At 60.7% G+C, this 21,974-nt stretch carries 21 protein-coding genes; 12 read left to right on the plus strand and 9 right to left on the minus strand.

Annotation, left to right across the window (positions count from 1 at the left end; translation table 11 throughout):
* Positions 1 to 11: 11 nt before the first annotated feature.
* From styC to styA, 3 genes are read right to left on the minus strand one after another with little or no spacing between them, the layout of a single operon-like run.
* Positions 12 to 557 carry a styrene-oxide isomerase StyC gene (gene styC, locus HH800_RS11950; protein ID WP_235682100.1) on the minus strand — a complete coding sequence of 182 codons (546 nt, stop codon included), beginning with the start codon at positions 555 to 557 and terminating at the stop codon, positions 12 to 14.
* Positions 558 to 600: 43 nt separating this feature from the next.
* Complete coding sequence (locus HH800_RS11955; protein ID WP_039570716.1) at positions 601 to 1,098, minus strand: flavin reductase family protein; 498 nt, start codon at positions 1,096 to 1,098, stop codon at positions 601 to 603.
* Between the two features lie 54 nt (positions 1,099 to 1,152).
* Complete coding sequence (gene styA, locus HH800_RS11960; RefSeq protein WP_169861213.1) at positions 1,153 to 2,421, minus strand: styrene monooxygenase subunit StyA; 1,269 nt, start codon at positions 2,419 to 2,421, stop codon at positions 1,153 to 1,155.
* Positions 2,422 to 2,541: 120 nt separating this feature from the next.
* On the opposite strand from styA, the gene HH800_RS11965 reads away from it, so the two are divergent.
* Positions 2,542 to 3,510: a LysR family transcriptional regulator gene (locus HH800_RS11965; protein WP_169861214.1), complete on the plus strand. Its 969-nt coding sequence runs from the start codon at positions 2,542 to 2,544 to the stop codon at positions 3,508 to 3,510.
* 3 nt (positions 3,511 to 3,513) lie between these two features.
* Here the strand turns inward: HH800_RS11965 and HH800_RS11970 are convergent, their stop codons facing one another.
* The 6 genes from HH800_RS11970 to paaG are packed head-to-tail and all read right to left on the minus strand — an operon-like array spanning position 3,514 to position 11,602.
* Positions 3,514 to 5,016, minus strand: a complete 1,503-nt coding sequence (locus HH800_RS11970) for an aldehyde dehydrogenase family protein (RefSeq protein ID WP_169861215.1) — start codon at positions 5,014 to 5,016, stop codon at positions 3,514 to 3,516.
* A gap of 11 nt (positions 5,017 to 5,027) precedes the next feature.
* Positions 5,028 to 7,103, minus strand: a complete 2,076-nt coding sequence (locus HH800_RS11975) for a 3-hydroxyacyl-CoA dehydrogenase NAD-binding domain-containing protein (RefSeq protein WP_169861216.1) — start codon at positions 7,101 to 7,103, stop codon at positions 5,028 to 5,030.
* 7 nt (positions 7,104 to 7,110) lie between these two features.
* On the minus strand, positions 7,111 to 7,416 hold the full coding sequence (locus HH800_RS11980) for an EthD family reductase (protein WP_066043554.1): 306 nt from the start codon (positions 7,414 to 7,416) through the stop codon (positions 7,111 to 7,113).
* Positions 7,417 to 7,438: 22 nt separating this feature from the next.
* On the minus strand, positions 7,439 to 8,734 hold the full coding sequence (gene paaK / locus HH800_RS11985; protein WP_039570708.1) for a phenylacetate--CoA ligase PaaK: 1,296 nt from the start codon (positions 8,732 to 8,734) through the stop codon (positions 7,439 to 7,441).
* Between the two features lie 23 nt (positions 8,735 to 8,757).
* Entirely contained in the window at positions 8,758 to 10,788 is a 2,031-nt protein-coding gene (gene paaZ, locus HH800_RS11990; protein WP_093084504.1) for a phenylacetic acid degradation bifunctional protein PaaZ, read from the minus strand.
* 22 nt (positions 10,789 to 10,810) lie between these two features.
* Positions 10,811 to 11,602 (minus strand): 2-(1,2-epoxy-1,2-dihydrophenyl)acetyl-CoA isomerase PaaG, encoded by a 792-nt coding sequence (gene paaG / locus HH800_RS11995; RefSeq protein ID WP_039570702.1) that lies wholly within the window; start codon positions 11,600 to 11,602, stop codon positions 10,811 to 10,813.
* 88 nt (positions 11,603 to 11,690) lie between these two features.
* Between paaG and paaI the strand changes: the two genes are divergently transcribed.
* From paaI to HH800_RS12050, 11 genes are all read left to right on the plus strand, one after another.
* Positions 11,691 to 12,161 carry a hydroxyphenylacetyl-CoA thioesterase PaaI gene (gene paaI, locus HH800_RS12000; RefSeq protein ID WP_228383772.1) on the plus strand — a complete coding sequence of 157 codons (471 nt, stop codon included), beginning with the start codon at positions 11,691 to 11,693 and terminating at the stop codon, positions 12,159 to 12,161.
* Positions 12,154 to 13,356, plus strand: a complete 1,203-nt coding sequence (gene pcaF / locus HH800_RS12005; protein WP_169861217.1) for a 3-oxoadipyl-CoA thiolase — start codon at positions 12,154 to 12,156, stop codon at positions 13,354 to 13,356. The genes paaI and pcaF overlap by 8 nt, the downstream gene beginning before the upstream one ends.
* Positions 13,357 to 13,421: 65 nt before the next feature.
* Positions 13,422 to 14,405, plus strand: coding sequence for a 1,2-phenylacetyl-CoA epoxidase subunit PaaA (paaA, locus tag HH800_RS12010; protein WP_039570697.1), 984 nt, complete (start codon positions 13,422 to 13,424; stop codon positions 14,403 to 14,405).
* Positions 14,406 to 14,418: 13 nt separating this feature from the next.
* Positions 14,419 to 14,703, plus strand: a complete 285-nt coding sequence (paaB, locus tag HH800_RS12015) for a 1,2-phenylacetyl-CoA epoxidase subunit PaaB (RefSeq protein ID WP_066043567.1) — start codon at positions 14,419 to 14,421, stop codon at positions 14,701 to 14,703.
* On the plus strand, positions 14,703 to 15,473 hold the full coding sequence (gene paaC, locus HH800_RS12020) for a 1,2-phenylacetyl-CoA epoxidase subunit PaaC (protein ID WP_066043570.1): 771 nt from the start codon (positions 14,703 to 14,705) through the stop codon (positions 15,471 to 15,473). The genes paaB and paaC overlap by 1 nt, the downstream gene beginning before the upstream one ends.
* The gene (gene paaD / locus HH800_RS12025) at positions 15,460 to 15,957 is read left to right on the plus strand and encodes a 1,2-phenylacetyl-CoA epoxidase subunit PaaD (protein ID WP_066043571.1); all 498 of its coding nucleotides are present in this window, start codon (positions 15,460 to 15,462) and stop codon (positions 15,955 to 15,957) included. The genes paaC and paaD overlap by 14 nt, the downstream gene beginning before the upstream one ends.
* A 10-nt stretch (positions 15,958 to 15,967) precedes the next feature.
* A complete protein-coding gene (gene paaE, locus HH800_RS12030) occupies positions 15,968 to 17,041 on the plus strand; it encodes a 1,2-phenylacetyl-CoA epoxidase subunit PaaE (RefSeq protein ID WP_039570690.1) in 1,074 nt (357 codons plus the stop codon).
* 68 nt (positions 17,042 to 17,109) lie between these two features.
* Entirely contained in the window at positions 17,110 to 17,697 is a 588-nt protein-coding gene (locus tag HH800_RS12035) for a TetR/AcrR family transcriptional regulator (RefSeq protein ID WP_039570686.1), read from the plus strand.
* 984 nt (positions 17,698 to 18,681) lie between these two features.
* Complete coding sequence (locus HH800_RS12040; RefSeq protein WP_235682101.1) at positions 18,682 to 19,785, plus strand: NAD(P)-dependent alcohol dehydrogenase; 1,104 nt, start codon at positions 18,682 to 18,684, stop codon at positions 19,783 to 19,785.
* A gap of 29 nt (positions 19,786 to 19,814) precedes the next feature.
* Positions 19,815 to 21,245, plus strand: coding sequence for a coniferyl aldehyde dehydrogenase (locus HH800_RS12045; RefSeq protein WP_169861219.1), 1,431 nt, complete (start codon positions 19,815 to 19,817; stop codon positions 21,243 to 21,245).
* A gap of 46 nt (positions 21,246 to 21,291) precedes the next feature.
* Entirely contained in the window at positions 21,292 to 21,951 is a 660-nt protein-coding gene (locus HH800_RS12050; RefSeq protein WP_052207691.1) for an OmpW/AlkL family protein, read from the plus strand.
* The last annotated feature ends 23 nt before the right edge of the window (positions 21,952 to 21,974 follow it).

Consider the following 21,974-nt stretch of genomic DNA (forward strand, 5'->3'; position numbering starts at 1 on the left):
GTCGGCGAGGCTCAGTGGCGCGCGTCCCGCAACGCCTGTATCCCGATTGCAAACAGTGCGATCATGACGAGAACACCGAAGAGATAGGCCGGCGCCAGAGCCAAGAAACTGAAGATGTTCGCCTCGCCAAAATGGTTCGCCGTGAAGTTGAGCCCGCGATTGGGTGCGAAGTTGCCAAAGAAGTAGAAGCCGGTGTTCGACCAGCCGTCGAGTACGACGATGAGGCCCCAGATTCGCGCCCATTTAGGCGTGAACGATAGCAGGGGAAGGCAAAAGGCGACGGTGATCACCATAAGACCGTTCAGCACGGGTCCAGAATGCGCGCGCGCCCAACCTTCAGCAGTGCCGGGAAGCTGGAAATCCCAATGAAAGCCGGGGAAGATCGGAATGAAACCGCCGATGAGATACATCCAGAGGCCGAGGCCTCCGACCAGGGTTGCGAAGATCATCAATACGCCATTGCCGATCATCATCTTGCGCAGTGCCGCGCGTTCGCGCTCTACGTCGGGCGCAGCGTCCACCCCACCAGCCGCGGGCTGTGCCGCCAGAGTTGCCATAACATTTCTCCTGATTATTGTTATGCATTGTTATGCGATTAGATCAGGCCGCGTTCGCCATCGGCAGTACGTGGAACCTGCCGCCATGAAAGATGAGCGGTGGATTCTCGTCGAAATAGGCACTTTCGATGATACCGAAGAAGACGATATGCGTGCCGGCTTCGACGGCCTGATCGACGCGACATTCCAGGGCTGCGAGGGCGCTCGACAGGATCGGCAAGCCCCGCTCCTCCCCTCGGATCCAGTCGCCGTGGCCGAAGCGCTCATCGCCCTGCAGCCCCCCCCTCCCGGCGAAGACTTCAGCAACAGGCTGATGGTGCTCGGCGAGGAGGTTGACGGCGAAATGACCTGCTTCCTTGATCATCTGGCAGGTACCGGTGGCGGTGTTGACGCAAACCAGGATGGTCGGCGGCGCAGCGGAGACGGAACAGACGGCGGTGGCAGTGACGCCGCGACGCTCACCGTTGTGCGCGGTCGACACGATGCTCACGCCCGCAGCCAACCGGGACAGCGCCTGCTTAAACATTTGGTCGGGAACCATCGATTTATCCTCTCACTTCGGTGAGATTGCCCCCCAAAGGGGGCAACCCATCACTTATTCTGCGGCGACAAGTTCCTCGGCATCGTTGGCGGGCGTGCCGAGCCGGGCCTGGATCCACGCCTGCACGCGCTCCGGGCTCGAAAAACAGTCCCACTGCTTCTCCGGGAAATTGAAGTTCTCCGTGAACTCGTCGGCCAGTTTCGGATTCTGACTGACAGCCCCAATGAACTGGAGAAGATTGGGATCGAGGGTCGCGAGCGACGAAAGCATGTAGTTGGTCCAGCGCGTGGCGCTCAGCACGCGGTCGCGACGGCGGGCGTCGACCTTTTCCATGAAGCGCTCGTCGAGCACGTCATTGGCGACAATCTCTTCGCCCAGGATGATCGCCGCGTAAGAGGCCATGTTTGCCCCCTGCCCCAGGACCGGGTCGACGACGGCCTGCACATCGCCCAGCGCCACGGCGATCTTGCCGTTCGGCAGCTTGGCATAGCTGTTGCGCACAGTCGGCGTGACGCCACCCTGCAGAATGTCGAGCGGGCCATTGGCCAGATCGAACTCCTCGAGGTCAATGCGCTCGTAGCAGGTTGGATAGTGCTTCTGTAGCTTCTCGAGGAGAAGCGCGATGAAGGCCTTGGGGTCGTCATCATATTTGGTCTTGGCGAGAATTTCGAGATCACCACCGATATGGTTCTCGATCACGAGCGCGTTGACCATGCCGTTAAAGGAGAGTGTCGGGATCTCGATCATCTCGCCGTGGCCGGGCGAAAAATACATTGTCACCGCACGGGTTTCGGGCTCGCGGATGCCTTTGAACAGGCCGACGCAGAGCGCGCGCTGGGGCCGATCGAACGGCGAGTAGGCCGGCTCGTGGGTGAACATTTGCCCAAACGGACCCTTGCCGGTGCAAACCACGAGGAGATCGAATTCGTCGGCAATCGCATCCAGGTCTTCGTGTGCGATCTGCCCATATTCGATGTCGCCGCCACGATCGACGAAGTCCTGCATGAGCTGGGGTTGATAGATGCGGTAATCGACCGCACGACTCGGCGCGACGAGGTCGCCATAGAACTGAAGCGGCTCGGGGGTGCCGATGTAATAATAATGCCCCTTGTAGCCGACATCCGGCCAGTGGTTCACGCCCAGCTTGTCTTCTCGCTCTACGGTCACATGATGGTGCGCCACCGTGTTGAGCAATCGCATGCCGGCATATTCTTCCGGGCGACGATCGGTGAACAGTTTAACCTCGACACCGTTCTTGAGAAGGTGCAGGCCCAGTTTGAGCCCCGCGGTGCCCGCGCCGATAATTCCGATCTTTTTGCTCATGCCATTCATCCTTTCCTGGAGTGAAGCTTTCCTAGGGTGAAGCTTTTCTTTTCTATTTATCGACCGAGCGGTCAGGCGTAAATGACGCAAATCCACTATGATATATGCGAAAGAGAATAAATGACTGATCGCATCGAAGCTTACGCCGCGTTCGCCCGTCTGATGGAATTGGGAAGTTTCTCCGCAGCCGGACGACAGCTCGGAATCTCCCAGTCCACGGTCAGCAAACATGTTGCAGGCCTGGAAAATAGCCTTGGTGTTCAACTGTTTACGAGAACCACACGGCGTATCAGTCCGACACCGGAGGCCTCCCGAATCTACGAACATGTGCAACATATGCTTGATGCCGTTGAGACCGCCCACGCTCTCGTCAAAGGCCAGCAACCCGAGGCCGCCGGACTTTTGCGGCTGGCGTTGCCCGAATCGCTCGGCCGCACCCTCCTCTTCCCTCTGGTGCGCTCGTTCATGGCTGCCCATCCTTTGATCAGCCTCGATGCGGTGCTGAGCGACAATGTTAAGGACATTGTCGCGGAAGGCTTGGAGCTTGCTATTACCACGGCCGCGCCGACGGAAGGATCCTTGATTACCCGAACCCTTCGCGTATTTGAATGGGCGGTCGTGGCCTCTCCGGCCTATCTCGCAGCCCACGGCGCGCCTGAGAGCGCGATCGATTTGGAAGCCCATGAGATCGTGCGTTCCACCCGAAACGCAAGCGGCCGTCTGGAGTTCGATTCGGAAAATGGCCGACAGGTCGTGCAACTATCGGGTCGTCTGTGTACCAACAGCGACGAGGCCGCCTATCAGGCTGCGGTGGCGGGCGACGGGATAGCCATTGTGCCATCCTGGCTGATCGACGATGACGTCCGCGACAAGAAGATCAGGCGTCTACTGCCGGATTATTATCTGCCCCCGATAACGGTAACGGTGATCTATCCGCAGACCCGCTTCCTGTCGCGACGTGCACGCAGTTTCATCGACCACATTGCCACCGCGGTCGCGAGCCAGCCCCGCGACCGCGCTCCGGTCCGTCGATCCTTTCCGTCCGTAGCTAGCGGAACCGAGACCAACGGCGGTCAAGCCGACCGCTGATGCTTAGTGCGCGATGCACACGGACTTTACCTCGCTATAGCCGTCCAGCGAATGGATGCCGAAGTCGCGGCCGATCCCGGATTCCTTATAGCCTCCAAACGGCATATTGGGATCGATCAAATTGTGGCAATTGACCCAGACCGTGCCGGCCTTGATCCGGGGAACGAGGTCCATCGTTTTCTTGAGATCGTTAGTCCACAACGAGGCCGTCAGGCCCATTTCGGTATCATTGGCAAGGTTGATCGCTTCGTCCTCATCGTCGAAGGGGGTGACGGTGACCAGCGGCCCGAAGACCTCCTGCCGGGATATGGCAAGCTGCGCTCCCGCGCCGACTACAACGGTCGGCCGGACATAGTAGCCAGCGCGGTCGGGACTTTCACCTCCCGCGACAATCTCGGCGCCATCCTGACGCGCGCGCGCTACATGTTCAAGAATCTTCGCGCGGTGCTGTGCTGAAACCACGGGATTGATCTGCGCGGCCGTGTCCAGCCCTGGGCCCATGGTCATACCATCGACCGCGTGGGCAAGAGCCTTGATGAAGGGATCATAGATGGCGCGCGCGACATAGAGCCGCGAGGAGGCCGCGCAGACCTGACCGTTGTTGAAGAAGCCGCCGAGGATTGCACCCTGGACCGCCTGTTCGATGGGCGCGTCGGCAAGGAAGATGGCGGGGTTCTTGCCGCCAAGTTCGAGCGAGGTGCGCAAAAGCCGGTCCGATGCAGATCGCGCGATCGCCTTGCCGGTTGCGGTCGAACCGGTGAACGTGATCTTCGCCACGAGCGGATGATCGACCAGCGCTTTGCCTGCCTTGCCGTCACCGGTGATCACGTTGAGAACACCCGCGGGAAGCCCCGCCTCCTTCGCCAGACTCGCAAGCCGCAAGCTGGTAAGCGGCGTGACTTCGGATGGCTTAAGGACGACGGTGCAGCCAGCTGCAAGCGCCGGCATGATTTTCCACAGCCCGATCATCATCGGGAAGTTCCACGGTGCGATCGCGCCCACGACGCCGATAGGTTCGCGGCGCGTCGAGGCCGTGAAACGTGCACCTGGAATCGCGCCGATCGAGACGTCGAACGTTTCCCCGGTGATCTTCGTCGTGAGGCCAGCGACGTAACGCATGTAAGCCGGTGCGCCACCGACATCGACGAAACGCGAGATGTTGATCGACTTGCCCTGGTTGAGCGTTTCGATCTGCGCCAGTTCCTCCGCATTGGCTTCGACCAGATCGGCAAACTTGAGGAGCAGGCGTTCCCTCTCGGCGGGGGCAATGCCGCTCCAGACGCCGCTCTCGAACGCCTTGTGGGCAGCGCGCACGGCATGATCGACATCGTCGGGCGACGCATTGGCGACGCTCGCGATGGGTTCTCCGGTCGAGGGATCGAAGACGTCAAGTCGTTCGGTACCCTTCGCAGCGCGCCAGTCGCCATCGATGAAGAGCCCATGATCATGCCCGATGAAAGTGGAGACCGCGCTGAGCGGGGTTACATAGGATTGCGCCGTTGCCATGTCGTCTCTCCTTAAGCGGCATCTTGTGTTGATTGGCCTCGAGGGTGCGTCTCGACGTTGCTGTCATGCGGATCGGCAGCTGGCCACCAGCGGCCGAATGGGCCTTGCGCATAGCCACGAAGCGCCGCGACACCGACATCGCCGGCCTGGTTCAGATGGAAGATCGGTCCTCCACGGTGGCGAGGGAAGCCATAGCCGTTCACGAAAACCACATCGACGTCGCCTGGCCGCGCCGCGATCCCTTCTTTCACGATCTGCAGTCCTTCGGCGGCAGCCGCAAAGATGCACCGCTCCACGATTTCGTGGGTATCGATGTTTCGAGCTTCGACGCCAAAATTCTCGCGCGCCGCCGCCACGATGTCTGCCACTTCGGGGTTGTCGCCCTCGACCTTCCCGTCACAATAGAGATAAAAACCAGCGCCAGTCTTGCGACCGTGAAATCCACGCGAAACCAGCGTGTCGTGGACGCGGAAAGCAGCAGGCTCATAGGATCCCGGTTCCATGACCATCCGTCCCTTGTGACCGATGTCGATCCCGGAGAGGTCCGCCACGGCAAAGGGTCCCATGGCCATGCCGAAGTCCGTCAAAGCCTTGTCGACCCGCGAGGGTGTCGCGCCTTCGAGCAACAATAGCCCCGCCTCCCGGTTGTAGGCACGCAGCATCCGGTTGCCGATGAAACCGTGGCAAACGCCAGCGACGACCGGTATCTTGCCGGTTCGGCGGGCGAAAGCGAGCGCGGTCGCCAGCACCGCCGGATCGGTTTTGCGCCCGCGCACGATCTCCAGGAGCTTCATGACATTGGCCGGGCTGAAATAATGGAGCCCCACCACCTGGCCGGGTCGGTCGGTTACGGCCGCGATTGCGTCGATGTCGAGATAGGAGGTGTTCGTCGCCAGGATCGCCTCGGGCCGCGCGACCGCGTCGAGACGCCTGAAGATCGAATCCTTGACCTCCATGGTTTCGAAGGCGGCCTCGATAATGAGATCCGCTTGCGCCAACGCCTCATAATCGGTTGCGCCGGTGATATTGGCACGGCGCTCGGCCGCTACTTCGCTGGTCAGTCTTTTTCGCGCGACCCCATCGCCATAGGCTCGCGCGATACGATCGAGCCCGGCGGCAAGCGCCGCTTCATTTTGTTCGATGAGGGTGACCGGAAAGCCTGCGTCCGCCACGCTCATCGCGATCCCCGCGCCCATCGTGCCCGCGCCTATGACGCCGACGCGTGCAACACTGCGCGCGGCCCCGCCCTGTCCTTTCGCGGCTTCCCGTTCCGCAAAGAAGATGTGCCGCAGGGCGGCGGCTTGCGGGCTCGATCGTAATTCAAGAAAACGGGCCCGTTCCTCGGCCACACCGGCATCATAGGGACTTTGTAGCGCCAAACGGATGAGGTCTATGGCGATGCCGGGAGCGAGTGCGCCCCGCGATTTTCTGACCGTGTCCGCCTTCAGGTGGGCGAGCGCTTCAATTGTGGCGGTCGATGTCGCGACATTCCCTTCAGACAGACGTCGCCCGTCGAGCGACTGCCTGGCGACATCTCGCGCCCGCTCTACAGCTTCGATCTCTAGCGGCCTTTCAGCGATCCAGTCGATCAGCCCGATCTGCAGCGCGCTTGTCGCATTGCGTGGCTTACCGGTGGCAACCATGTCTGCGGCGACAAGGGGATCGACAAGACGGGGCAAGCGTTGCGTCCCGCCCGCGCCCGGAATGAGTCCCAGGGTCGTTTCAGGAAGCCCGAGCCTGGCGTCTGCGCTTGCCAGCCGATAGTGGCATGCTAGGGCGACTTCCAGCCCGCCTCCGAGCGCCTGGCCGGAGATCGCCGCAACGACCGGCTTTGTAGAAGCCTCGATCGCCTCGACGACTTCGGGAAGATGTGGCGGCTCGGGCGGCTGGCCGAACTCCCGGATGTCCGCGCCTGCGATGAAGCTCGCGCCGGTACCGATGATGACGACTGCATCGATATCCTCATCGGCCCCGCGCACAATCCCATCGATCAGGCCGCGGCGCTCGACCCTGGACAAGGCATTGACCGGGGGATTGTCGACTCTGAGCAGAAGGATCCTGCCGACGATTTCCTGATGGATGGGCATGGTCCGTTCAATCGCCTAGGGTGTGACCGGTCATGACCGTCAAAATGCCAGGCGCAAAGGCCACCGCGTCGGCGCCAACTGCGACATTTTCATCGCTTTTCATGGCGGTTTTGAAGCTATCCACATCAGCGAAATAAAGCTCAGCCAAGAGAAAATTGCCCTCCTCGCCCATCAATGTGCGGTCAATCCGCGTGACTTCGGTCTTCAACAGCCCCGGTATCTTCTCGACCAACGGCAGATGGACGGAATTATAGTGGGCGAAGAAAGCTGTCTCATCGGCCGGAATTTTATAGAGCGCCATCAGCTTATGCATGGTCCGGATTCTCCTGGGGAAATTACGCCTTGGGCCGCAAGTCGAGCACCCGTGTAGCCTTGCCACCGGATCGCACGAGCGAACCTGCCGGTTGGATATCGACCGCGACCGTGATGCCGATCATGGTCTTGATCCGTTCGGCGAGCCGCTTGCCATCACGCACGCATTCGTTGTCGCCGATGCCCGCCCGCCCTTCGACAAGCAGTTTCACCTGATCCATCCGGCTCGGGCGCGTGATCTCGATCAGATAATGCGGCGCGAGCGCAGTGCAGCCGAGGATATGTTCCTCAATCTGGGTCGGAAAGACATTCACCCCACGAATGATCATCATGTCGTCCGAGCGGCCAGTGATCTTTGCCATGCGACGCATGGTCCGTGACGTACCCGGCAGTAGTCTGGTCAGATCGCGGGTACGGTAGCGAATGACTGGCATTGCCTCCTTGGTGAGCGAGGTGAACACAAGCTCGCCCTCCTCGCCCTCGGGCACGACCTCGCCGGTCACAGGATCGATGATCTCAGGGTAGAAATGATCTTCCCAGATGGTCGGCCCGTCCTTGGATTCAGCGCATTCCTGCGCCACACCGGGGCCCATGATTTCAGAGAGGCCGTAGATGTCGACGGCGCTGATGTTGAATGCCTGTTCGATCTCGGCGCGCATGGCTTCTGTCCACGGTTCTGCGCCGAAGATGCCTGTCGTGAGCGAGGTGGTGGCCGGATCGATGCCCTGTCGCCGGAATTCGTCGAGTATCGACAGCATATAGCTGGGCGTGACCATGATCAGTTCGGGCCGGAAGTCGCCGATCAGTTGGACCTGCTTTTCGGTTTGCCCTCCAGACATCGGAATGACCGCGCATCCGAGCGCCTCTGCACCATAATGGGCGCCAAGGCCGCCGGTGAAGAGGCCATAGCCATAGGCGATATGGACCTTCATTCCCGGGCGCCCGCCCGCCGCGTGGATGGATCGTGCGACCACACCTGACCAGGTTTCGATATCCTTCCTGGTATAGCCGACGACGGTGGGCCTTCCGGTAGTTCCCGACGATGCGTGGATGCGCGAAAGTTTCTCTTGCGGGACGGCGAAGAAGCCGAACGGATAGGCGTCTCGCAGATCGGCCTTCGTCGTAAATGGAAAGCGGGCCAGGTCCGCAAGCGTTCGAAGGTCATCCGGGTGTACGCCCGCCGCATCGAACTTCGCACGATAGCGGGGATTGCCTTCATAGGCGTGACGTATGGACCAACGAAGCCGCTCGAGCTGAAGCGCGCGAAGTTCGTCGACCGAAGCTGTCTCAATGGGTTCAAGTGCAAGCGCGGTAGCCATTTTCCTCTCCTCTTTCCCGGCTCTCAGACCGCGTTCATCGTCAGCAGATCATAGGTGGCAACAAGCTCATCGTCCTGGTTGCTGACATCGACATGCCAGCGAACTTCGCCCATTTCCGGAGTCTTGAGGGACTTCGATTTAGCGGTCAGGACCGCCTTCATGCTGTCTCCTGGCTTCAAAGGCTTGACGAAGCGCAGTCCTTCAAGACCGTAATTGGCGAGCACTGGTCCGGGCGCGGGATCGACGAACAGGCCGGCAGCGAACGACAGGATCAGATAGCCATGGGCTACGCGGCCGCCGAAGATCGGACTCTTTGACGCCGCTTCTTCGTCCATATGCGCATAGAATGTGTCGCCGGTGAAGTGCGCGAAATGCTCGATGTCTTCGAGTGTAACGGTCCTTGCCGCGGTACGGATGCCGTAGCCGGGTTCAATTTCCCCGAATGTCAGTCGAAATGGATGGCGGTCGCCTTCGGCAGTCGGGGCGCCCGGCAACTGCTGATGCACGGCCTTTGACAGTAATGCTGGACCACCCTGCAGCGCGGTGCGCTGCATATAATGTTTCACGCCGCGGATACCTCCCATTTCCTCGCCGCCGCCAGCGCGACCCGGCCCGCCATGAATGAGGACCGGCAGTGGCGAGCCATGACCCGTCGACTCCTTGGCGCAGTCGCGGTCGAGGAAGAGGATGCGACCATGCCAGGCGCCGCCTGTGAGGATCACGTCACGCGCAACGTCCGGGTCGTGTGTCACGACCGATAGCGCGAGTGACCCCATGCCGCGGTTCGCGAGCGCAATTGCATCATCGATGCCGTCATAGGGCATTAGCGTCGATACCGGACCGAAGGCCTCGACCTCGTGGATTGCCGTCGCCTTCCATGGCGTGTCGGTCCGCAGCAGGATGGGCGACATGAAAGCGCCTCCGCTTAGGCCTTCGCCCGTAAGAGGAACATCGTCCGGGCTTCCGAAGACGATCGGCGCTACCTTTGCGAGCTCGGTGATCCTTGAACGGACGTCCAACAACTGGCTGCGACTGGCAAGTGCTCCCATGCGCACGCTTTCGTCGCGCGGGTCACCGACCTTGATCTTGGCGAGACGGGCCGACAGCGCCTCCTGCGCGGCGTCGATCAGGTTGGCAGGCACGAGCGCGCGGCGAATGGCAGTGCATTTCTGCCCGGCCTTCACCGTCATCTCCTTCGCCACTTCCTTGACGAACAGATCGAACTCGGGCGTGTCGGGCGTCGCATCCGGCCCGAGAATTGACGCATTGAGCGAGTCGCGTTCCGCCGTGAACCGAACCGATTCGCGCGCAATGACCGGATGGTTTTGCAACAGCATGGCTGTGCGAGCAGAGCCGGTGAAGGCCACGACATCCTGGGCAGTCAGATGATCGAAAAGATCTCCCGTCTTGCCCGACACAAGTTGCAGCGCACCTGCCGGGAGTACGCCGGATTCGATCATGATCCGGAAAGCGGCCTCGGCGATGTAGCCGGTTGACTGTGCGGGTTTGACGACGGCCGGCACGCCCGCGAGCAGGGTGGGCCCGAGTTTTTCGAGCATTCCCCAGATCGGAAAATTGAAAGCGTTGATGTGAACGGCGACGCCCTGCAACGACGTGTAGACATGCTGCCCGACAAAGGTGCCGGCACGGCCCAGCAATTCGGTGTCGCCGTCGATCAATAGCCGCTCGTTGGGCAGTTCGCGCCGCCCCTTCGATGCATAGGCGAAGAGCGTCCCCGCTCCGCCCTCAATGTCGATCCAACTGTCCGAACGCGTCGCACCGCTGGGGTAGGAAAGCTCGTAAAGCTCCTCCTTTCGCGCCATCACGGCCTGCGCCAGCGCCTTGAGCATCAACGCGCGCTCGTGAAAGGTCATCGCTCGCAGCGCGGGTCCGCCGGTCGCCCGTGCGAAGCGCAACATCGCGCCGAAATCAATCCCATCACTGCCAATCTCGGCGATGATCTCACCGGTGACCGCCGACGCAACGGCCTCACGGCCGCCCGAACTCGTGTACCAATGTCCTTCGGTGTAACTTTGAACGGCACGAACGGCCATGAGATGAACTCCTTCTTGGCCGTCAACGGCCCGTAAATGCTGGCTTGCGTTTCGCCGAGAAGGCGGCAACGCCCTCTGCATAGTCGGCACTTCGACCGAGCCTGCGCATGAGATCGCGTTCGTTGTCGAGCGCAGCGTCGAGTGACTTCAATGAGGATTCCCGCAAGGCCTGCTTGGTCGCGGCGAGCCCGGAAGTGGGCCCGTTCGCAAAACGCGACGCCAGAGCGGCAGCTTCACCGGCAAGGACGTCATCATCGACACAGCGCCAGATGAGGCCCCAGGCTTCCGCCTGTTCCGCAGGCAAGGGATCACCTGTCAGCGCTAAGCCGAGCGCTCGCGCTTGTCCGATCAAACGTGGCAACACCCATGTCCCGCCGGAATCCGGGATGAGGCCGATATTGGCGAAAGACTGGATAAATTTCGCACTGCGAGCGGCAAGAACGATGTCACAGGCAAGTGCGATATTGGCTCCTGCCCCCGCCGCGACGCCGTTCACAGCACAGATGACCGGCATCGGCAGCGACGTAAGACTGCGGATCAAGGGCGCATAATAGCGCTCCACCGAGTCTCCGAGGTCAACCGGCTCGGCGCCCGGTGCAACCGCACGGTCGCCCAGATCCTGCCCGGCGCAAAACCCCCTACCCGCACCCGTGAGCAAAAGCGCACGGATTGATGAGTCGCCCGCCACGCGACCGAGCGCTTCGGCAACCTCCTCGTGCATCTGTACCGTGAAGCTGTTGAGGCGGTCGGGCCGGTTCAGCGTGAGTCGCGCAACGCCGTCCTGCGCTTCGAAAACTATCGTTTGATATGCCATGCATCCTCCGGCGGACATGCTGCCCTTAATTCGCAGAATGACCGGTCGAACTATTATTGGCAAGTCCTAATCGTGCGGCTAAGGTGGAATGATGTTGAACCACAGAAATCTCTCCCGGTCTCCCAGCGAGCATCTCGCCTGGCGGGTCGCCATTGACCTGCTGTCGAAAGAGGGAACCGGGACCGCGTGGGCCCTGACCCTGGAAGCGGCGGATGCAGGAATGAGCCGCGTGTCGATGCGACTGACGTCGGCAATGACGAACGGCCATGGCACTGCTCATGGCGGGATGATCTTCGCGCTTGCCGACTCGGCATTCGCCTACGCCTGCAACTCCCGCAACGTCGCTGCCGTCGCTCAGAGCTGTGCGATTGCGTTCATAGACGCCGGCCACCCAGGGGAACGGCTGGTGGCGGAAGCACGCGAGTTGGCCGTGCGTGGAAGGACAGGCAGCTACGCAATCACTGTATTTGGCGAGGACGGCCGTGTCGTCGCTACCATGCAAGGCCTGAGCCGATCGCTCGGCAGGCCTGTAATCGAAGGACTTCAATCAGATGCCTGAAGCATTTATCTGTGACGCCGCCCGGACGCCAATCGGACGCTATGGCGGAGCATTGGCGCAAGTGCGCGCGGACGACTTGGCCGCCATTCCAATTCGCGCGCTCAAGGAACGCCATCCCCAGATCGACTGGAACGGCATCGACGATGTCGTGCTCGGCTGTGCCAACCAGGCGGGCGAGGACAATCGCGACGTTGCCAGAATGGCCGCCCTACTTGCCGGCCTTGGCGAGGGCGCTCCCGGCACCACGCTCAATCGACTGTGCGGGTCGGGCCTGGATGCGGTGGCTTACGCCGCCCGCGCGATCCGGTCGGGTGATGCGGATCTGATGGTTGCGGGTGGCGTCGAGAGCATGACGCGCGCTCCGTTCGTGACCGGAAAGGCGCAAAGCGCCTTTGCGCGCGAAGCACAGATATTCGACACGACCATCGGCTGGCGCTTCGTTAACCCACTGATGAAGGCGCAATATGGCGTCGATTCGATGCCGGAGACCGCCCAGAACGTCGCGGACGACTTCCAGATCTCGCGCGAGGATCAGGATCGCTTCGCCGTAGAAAGTCAGGCGCGCGCGGCGCGGGCTCAGGAGAACGGCCGCCTCGCGCGCGAGATCGTGCCCGTCACCATCCCGCAGAAGAAGGGCGATCCGATCGTCGTCGATCGCGACGAGCATCCACGCGCAACCAGCATGGAAGCGCTCGCGAAACTCAGGCCGATCGTTCGCCCTGACGGTAGTGTCACCGCGGGCAATGCCAGCGGCGTTAATGACGGCGCTGCAGCCCTGCTGATCGCATCGCAGGCCAGTGTCGAGAAATATAACCTTAATCCGATCGCGCGGATCGTTGGCATGGCCGTCGCCGGCGTCCCGCCCCGGATCATGGGGATCGGGCCTGCACCGGCTACACAGCGACTTCTCGAGCGGATCGGTGTCGCACTCAAGGACATCGACGTCATCGAGCTCAACGAGGCATTCGCTTCGCAAGGCCTCGCTGTCCTGCGCCAACTCGGCCTTCCCGACAACGCGGACCATGTGAATGCAAATGGCGGTGCGATTGCTCTTGGGCATCCACTGGGCATGTCGGGCGCGCGTCTTGCGCAGTCGGCGGCCATCGAAATGGCGGATAGGGGCGCGCGTTACGCACTATGCACGATGTGCATCGGGGTCGGACAGGGCATCGCCATGCTGCTCGCGCAACCTTGATCGCAGTTATTAGTTGACCGAGCGGTCGATTAATAATATCACCATGTTCGAGGAGATTTTGAGCCATGTACACGACCGAATTGCAAAAGGCCGACCCTGGGGTCCGCAGCGTCGAGCCGGCTGATCTTGTCGCGGCGTTCGAGGCGCGCGTCGCCGCGGACGAATTCATCGAGCCCAAGGACTGGATGCCCGAAGCTTACCGCCGGACGCTGATCCGGCAGATCTCGCAACACGCCCACAGCGAAATCGTCGGCATGCTTCCTGAAGGTAACTGGATCACCCGCGCACCTTCCCTCCGCCGCAAAGCCATCCTCCTCGCCAAGGTGCAGGACGAAGGTGGCCACGGTCTCTATCTCTATTCGGCCGCCGAGACACTCGGGGCGAGCCGCGCCGAGATGATCGATGCACTACATGCGGGCAAAGCCAAGTACAGCACGATCTTCAACTATCCGACCCCGACCTGGGCTGACATCGGCGCGATCGGCTGGCTGGTGGACGGTGCGGCCATCATGAACCAGGTGCCCCTCCAGCGGACGTCCTACGGCCCCTATGCACGGGCCATGGTACGGGTGTGCAAGGAGGAGAGCTTCCACCAGCGCCAGGGATATGAAATCATGATGACGTTGGCGGCCGGCACGTCGGCGCAGCGCCGCATGGCACAGGATGCGCTGGACCGCTGGTGGTGGCCTGCCCTGATGATGTTCGGTCCGCCTGACGACCAGTCGCCCAATTCCGAACAATCGATGCGCTGGCGTATCAAGCGCGACACCAATGATGAGTTGCGCCAGAAATTCGTCGACGCAACCGTGCCGCAGGCGGAATTGCTTGGTCTTACGATCCCGGATCCCGACCTACGCTGGAACGAGGCGCGCGGCGGTTATGATTTCGGCGCCATCGAATGGGAGGAGTTCTTTGCCGTCGTTCGTGGTGAAGGTCCCTGCGCCAGGGAGCGGATCGAGGCACGACGCAAGGCATGGGAAGATGGCGCCTGGGTGCGTGAAGCTGCCGATGCCTATGAAATGAAGCGGCGCCAGCGCCTCGCAGCCTGATTGGAACACGACGATGAGTAATGATTGGCCTCTCTGGGAGGTTTTCGTCCGCGCGCGCGGCGGACTGTCCCACAAGCATGTCGGCTCTGTCCACGCGCCCGACGCCGAACTGGCGCTTCGCCATGCTCGGGACACCTATACCCGCCGCATGGAGGGGGTGAGCATCTGGACAGTACGCTCGGCCGACATCGTTGCGTCCGATCCTGCACAAGCCGGCCCTCTTTTCGCGCCGGCCGAGGACAAGGTCTATCGGCATCCGACCTTCTATGACCTGCCCGACGCCGTGAGGCATATGTGATGGACAATGCTGTGATCGTCCGCGAGGCGCATGTGGCCTATCTGATCGGATTGGGCGACGACGCTCTGATCCTGGGTCAGCGCCTGTCCGAATGGTGCGGACACGCGCCCTCGGTCGAAGTCGATTTGTCGCTTGCCAATCTTGGGCTCGACCTGATTGGCCAGGGGACGCTGCTGCTGGCGCATGCCGCTGAGATCGAAAATGGCGGCCGGGATGCTGACGCCCTCGCCTTTCACCGGGACGAACTCGACTTTCGCAATTGCCTGCTGGTCGAGCAACCCAATGGCGATTTCGCCCGCACAATGGCGCGGCAATTTTTTTTCTCGACGTTCCAGAACCTGCTCTATGGGGCGCTGATGGCATCGTCGGATTCCGAACTTGCAGCAATCGCCGCGAAAGCCGTCAAGGAAACCGAATATCATGCAGGCCTCGCGCGCGAGTGGGTAATCCGCTTGGGCGATGGCACCGAGGAAAGCCGTCGGCGCATGATCGATGGCCTGGAATGGAATTGGCGGTTCATCGACGAACTGTTCGTCAATGATGCGGTGGACGAAGCGATGATCGAGACTCGCATCGGCATCGACCGCGCCAAACTTCGCGAGCCTTTCGACCTCATCGTCGCGCAATCACTTGCTGAAGCGACGCTGGACCTGCCTGCACAGCACCGGCCTGTCACCGGCGGCCGCCAGGGCAAGCACAGCGAACATCTCGGTCACCTGCTTGCAGTGATGCAGCATATCCCACGCAGTTTTCCCGATGCACGCTGGTGACATCTCTTCGCCCAGCTTCGAGGACCGGGTGCGCGATGTCCTGTGCGATGTGCCCGACCCTGAGATCCCCGCAATCTCTGTGGTCGAGTTGGGAATCGTCAGGGCTATAGAACGCTCACCCCCAACTGTCCTGCTCACCCCGACCTATAGCGGCTGTCCCGCCACTCTTGTGATCGAGCAGGCCGTGCGGCACGCTCTGGATCACGCCGGATTCGGTGAAGTCGGCATCCGGACGGTACTCTCGCCGCCATGGACGACCGATTGGATCAGCGACGCGGGCCGTGAAAAACTCAAGGCTTATGGCATTGCGCCGCCGCCACACGGCGCTTCGATGTCGTCGCTGCGCAATAGGGAGGCAGCAGCGTGTCCCCGATGCGGATCCGCCGCGACCCATGAAGTCAGCCGTTTCGGATCGACGCCATGCAAGGCGCTCTGGCAGTGCGAAGACTGCCTGGAGCCGTTCGACCGCTTCAAATGTCATTAAGGAGAGACCCTTGTCCGTCGCTTTTCACGAACTGACCGTCGCCGAGGTTCGGCGCGAGACCGACGACGCCGTCGCGGTTCGCCTCGCTTTGCCGGAAGACTGCGGCGATGCGTTCGCTTTCAGTCCTGGACAACACCTGACCCTTCGACGCTTGTTCGAAAACGACGATGTACGGCGAAATTATTCGATTTGTGCATCGCCAGACGAAGGCGCGCTATGGGTCGCGATCAAGCAGGTTCCCGGCGGGCAGTTCTCATCCTGGGCGAACAGCGAACTCAAGCAGGGTGACCGCCTGGAGGCAATGTCTCCCCATGGCAGCTTTACCTGGAAATTCACGCCTGCGCGCCGCGCACATTATCTTGGTATTGCGGCGGGCTCGGGCATCACGCCGATCCTGTCACTCATCAAGACGATGCTGGCGCAAGAGCCTGAGAGCCGTTTCACCTTGCTTTATGGCAATCGGCACAGCGGCTCAGTGATGTTTCTCGAGACGCTTTCTGCCCTCAAGAACCGCAATATGGGGCGACTTCAGGTCCATCATTTCCTGAGCGGCGAGGAAGAGGATATCGAACTCTTCAACGGTCGTCTTGAAGCTGAGAAACTAGGTGATATTTTCGAGCGGTTGGTTGATCCCTCGACGATCGAGGCAGCATTTCTGTGCGGACCTGGCGCTATGATGGATGCAGCCCAGGCCGCGCTCCTCGCCAAGGATGTGCCCTCATCCTCCATTTTGGCCGAGCGTTTTACGGCCGACAGGCCCGCTGGCAACGCGGAACAGCGGGCAGCGTTGGAGCGCCAGTCACAGGGTCGCAAGGTCAGCGTCACGCTTGATGGACGCAGGCGCTCGATCAGCTTCGACAGCGCGCGCGGCAGCATCCTGGAAAATGCCCGCGCGGCCGGCATGTCCGCCCCCTATGCCTGTAAAGCAGGTGTCTGCGCGACATGCCGGGCCAAGCTTGTGACCGGAGATGTGCATATGGAGGCGAACTACGGCCTCTCGGCTGACGAAATCGCTCAGGGCTACATCCTTACCTGTCAGGCCATGCCGTTGACCGATGACGTCTCGGTGGACTTCGACGCCTGAGCATCTGCTTGGCCTCGCGCGCGCCCTCTGGCATAGCCGATGAAGAATCTGGCTTTGGAGATATATGCGTGGCGAGGACACAGGCGGCAGACTATGACGACCGGCGCGAAGCGATCGTCGAAATAGCCGCGCGGCTGTACGGTGAAACTGGATTTCTGGGAAGCTCTATCGCAGATCTTGCTAAAGCATCAGGTATCTCGAAGTCGTTATTGTATCATTATTTTTCCTCCAAGGAGGATATACTGTTCGAGATCATGATCGGGCATGTCGAAGCGCTGCGCGCCTCCGCCGATGAGGTTTCTGACCTGCCGGATTCCGCCGATCGTTTAAAGGCCCTGACCCATGGCTTCATGAAGCTCTACGCCAACGCATCCTATCGGCACAAGGTTCTCATCAATGATCTCGACAAGCTACCCGTCGAGCGGAGATCGGCCATCATAGAGGCCGAGAGAAGGCTTCTCGATATTGTTGACGGTATTATTGTCGATCGCGCCACCACACTGGGCAAGAACAAGGGAAAGCGACGAGCTTTGACCATGCTGTATTTTGGCATGATCAATTGGACTCATACCTGGTTTGACCCTGCGGGAGAAATCAATGGAGACCAGCTTGCCGACATGGTCGTCGATCTTTTTCTGAAGGGCCTGCCCAGCTAGGCGGTGTGGGCAGCGACATAGCAGTTAACGCAGCACGAGCCGCAGCCCTTCCTGGGGTAGGCTTGTCCGACCCGTCGGCGTCTCGATGATATCTCTCGGGGAAAGCAGCAACCTGTTCGGCAAGCTTTCGTGCCGGAGTGGGCCTTGCGCAAACGGATCGTTATCGGCACCGTGCGCTTGCCGCCTCCACCCCAGAGGGCCGGCACCTGTGCAGACGCAATGGAATCTGACGGAGTGACACCGCAGAGGTTTCGACCGCACATAAAATATCATACCGATCGACGACATCGGTTGTCCAGTCCCGAGAGGCATCGGGTATTTTGCATCTCGTCTCCGGCGGGCCAATTCAGCCTGTCGATCGTCGAACCACCTTCATCGTACGAATATTGAGGCCCAGACTCTTTCCCGTGACAGGATCGAGCCATTCCTCTTCGTGGCCCAATCAGCACGGCGGAGGTCAGTTGCATTACAATCTGATCTTCGACCCTTTTGCTTCGGGACAATCCCCAACTCGTGTCACTCCTTCCTCGCATCCGGAAACGGCAGGATCATTTCGGTCTTCCACCCGGAAAGAAGAGCACGCATCCGCAATTGTCTGCACGCAGGCGCAAACGCGCCATCAATAGAAGCGCTAAGCTGAGGGGCGCTCTTAAGCTGATGGACAGGGGACCGAGCGCGCCGTCACCGTGATGTTCAGGTCAACGACATGAAGCAGTTTGAGAGGATGCTGGCAATGCCAGCTCAACCAATATTTCTGTTGCTGACGACAGCATGGCCTGTCGGGATCGGACGCGCAATCTATCCGCAATCGCGTGTTTCACGACAGGGTCGGTACATCGAGGGTCCTGGCCCGATCAGCAATTGGACTTTGGTGACGTAATTCAGGCACCGCGACAAGCGCCGCCGCATGCCGTGATCGGACTTCGCTCGATAGCGTCATGGAGCCGATATTAGACAAAAATTGATCAAATGGGAGAAGATCGAGTGACCGATATCGTTGCAGCATTGACGCCGTGCCATGGTGGCGCATGGGAAATGGCCTCTGCTGAACTGGACGCCCCTCGGGGCGACGAAGTGCTCATCCGGATTGTGGCGACGGGTGTTTGCCATACGGACATGAGCGTGCGCGCCCAGGATCTCCCCACACCTCTCCCAGCCGTGCTGGGCCATGAAGGCGCTGGCGTGATTGAACAGATCGGGCCGGATGTGACGACGCTGGCGGTTGGCGATCATGTCGTTCTCACCATGACCCATTGCGGCAAATGCTCCAACTGCGTGACTGGACACACCGTCTATTGTGACAATGTCATGCCCCTGAATTTCAGTGGCCGTCGGCTCGATGGCAGCCCAACCATCACCTGTCACGGAGAAGCGATCAGCGGAAGCTTCTTCGGCCAATCGTCCTTTGCAACATATGCCCTCGCCAGTGAACGCAATGCGGTGAAGGTGGTCAAGGACGTCGATCTCGCGCTGCTCGGCCCTCTGGGTTGCGGTATCCAGACGGGCGCCGGGACAGTCATCAACGTGCTCCGGCCGGAGGTGGGCAGCTCGATCGCGGTCTTCGGCGCCGGAGCGGTCGGGCTTGCCGCTATCATGGCAGCGTCCGCGGTGGGCTGCACGACGATCATCGCTGTCGACCTGCATGACAATCGGCTTGATCTCGCGAGGCAGGTCGGGGCGAACCATGTGGTGAAAGCCGGAGCTGATACGGTGGAGACCATCCGCGAACTATCGGCGGGGGGCGTCGACTATACGCTGGATACGACCGCTGTGCCTGCGGTGATCCGTCAGAGCGTCGATGTCCTCAAGATGCGGGGGCGCGCGATGCTGGTTGGGGTGCCAAAACCTGGTGCCGAATTCACTCTTTCGGCCATGGACATGCTCTTCGGCAAGTCGATCGGCGGCGCGCTTGAGGGTGAGGCCACGCCAAAGACCTTCATCCCGCACATGATCGCGCTGTGGAAGCAAGGGAAATTCCCCTTCGACAAGCTGATCCGCTTTTATGAGTTCAGCCAGATCAATGAAGCCGTTGCCGATAGCGAAAGCGGCAAGACGCTGAAACCCGTGCTCCGCATCGGCGCGCTGTGATCTCTCCACATCTGCCGAGAACCACCGGCATGACCGAAAAGGCCCCGAACATGGACTTCAAGAGCCGGCTCGAAACCATCATCAACCGCCAGCGACACTCCTATATCGCCGATGGATTTCCCTCCGCCGCCATCAGGATCGATCGCCTGAGCCGCGCCATAGCGCTCCTTGTGGAAAACAGGGATGCGATTGCCGCCGCCCTGTCAGAGGATTTCGGCCACAGAAGCACGATCCAGACGATCATCGCTGACGTCTTTGCCGCTGTTGGCTCGCTACGGCTCGCAAGTGCTCAAGTCGAACGATGGATGCAACCGGAGTTCTACGAGAGTCTCGCTCACGATGCCGAAGCCCGGGTTGAATATCATCCGCTCGGTGTGGTCGGCATTATCGGCCCCTGGAACTTTCCATATAATCTGGTTTTCTCGCCCCTCGCCGGCATTCTTGCCGCGGGCAACCGCGCTGTCGTAAAGCCCTCGGAATTCACGCCGAAATCGTCCGCGCTGATGGGCGATCTGATCGCCCGCTACTTCGCCCCGGAGGAAGTCGCCGTGATTGAAGGCGGTCCGGAGGAGGGAGAGACATTCTCCGGCGCCAAATGGGATCACCTGATTTTCACCGGGTCAACCACGGTCGGCCGGCACGTCATGCGCGCGGCGGCGGCCAATCTCACGCCTGTGACGCTGGAACTTGGCGGAAAATCCCCAGTGATCCTGACGGACCAGTTCGACATGGCCGAGGCGGCTGCGCGTGTGATGACAGTCAAGACCTACAATGCAGGGCAGATCTGTCTCGCACCGGACCATGTCTATGTCCCGCGCGGTAGGGAGCGGGCGTTTGTTGATGCATGCGTAGCTGCCACGCGGACAATGTACCCTGATGGCACGCTCTCGGACGATTATACCGCGATCATCAGCGAACGGCACTTTGCCCGCCTTCAACACATCGTGGAAGATGCCCGACAGAAGGGTGCCGAGGTGGTCGAAGTGCTCGCAACGGCACCCGAGGCCAATGATCGCCGGATGACGCCAACGATATTGGTCGGCGTGAACGATGACATGATGGTGATGCAAGAGGAGATCTTCGGCCCGGTCTTGCCGGTGATAGGCTATGATTCACTCGACGCGGTCATCGCGAAGATCCGCTCCGGCCCCTCCCCCCTCGCGCTCTATTATTTCGGCGAGGACGACGCGACCGCGCGTGAAGTCGTCGATGGCACCGCCTCGGGTGGTGTGACGATCAACGACGTTATGGCCCATGTGTTTGCCGAAGGTCTGCCATTTGGCGGGGTCGGCCCTTCCGGTATGGGCGCTTATCACGGCAATGTCGGTTTCCGAACCTTCAGCCACGCACGTTCCATCTATCGACAAAGCAAAGCCACCGAAGCCGTGATGCTGATGCGCGCGCCTTATGGTGAGCAGACCCGCCAGTTTCTGGAGGAGGCACTGCTCAAGGGGCACTGACAACAAGAAGAATCATAGAAGGAGAGGAATATTGAAAAGACTATCAATGATCGCGTCTGCGCTTGTCCTCAGCTTGGGCTCCACTGCAGCCGGCGCGCAAAATGCTGATCCCCATGGTGCCAAGGGGCGTGCCTATGTCCGTGTCAGCGTCGCCCATTTCTTCTTTAACGAAAATGCAAAGATCAAGCTGGGCGGCGCGCCTGTCGCGGGAGGCAACGCGACGGTCGAGGACAACACGCCACCCTCGCTGGAGGTGGGCTATTTCATATTGCCGAACATATCCGTTGCGGCGACCATAGGCTTGCCCCCCAAGACCACGCTCAGGGGCGCGGGCACGTTGAGTTCGGCCGGCGACCTGGGAACGGTGACATACGGCCCTGGGGTCTACACGGTGCGCTACCACCTCAATCCCAATGGTCCGATCAGACCGTATGTCGGCGCCGGAGTAAACTGGACGATCATTTTCGATACGGACGATCGTGCGCTGCAAAACTTCAAAACATCCAATACCTTCGGACCCGCCCTCGTCGCTGGCGTCGAGGTGCCATTCAATCAGCGTTTCAGCCTATTCGGTTCAGTGTCTAAGGCATGGGTGTCTACAAATTCGCGTTACAATCTGCCAACACCGGGCGGTTTGGTCCCTGGCACTGCCCGTGTCGCGCTCGACCCGCTCGTCGTGAACGCGGGGCTGCAGGTGAATTTTTAGCAAACCGGTTCTCTTGAGACAAA

Source organism: Sphingobium yanoikuyae, from assembly GCF_013001025.1.
GTDB classification, from domain to species: domain Bacteria; phylum Pseudomonadota; class Alphaproteobacteria; order Sphingomonadales; family Sphingomonadaceae; genus Sphingobium; species Sphingobium yanoikuyae_A.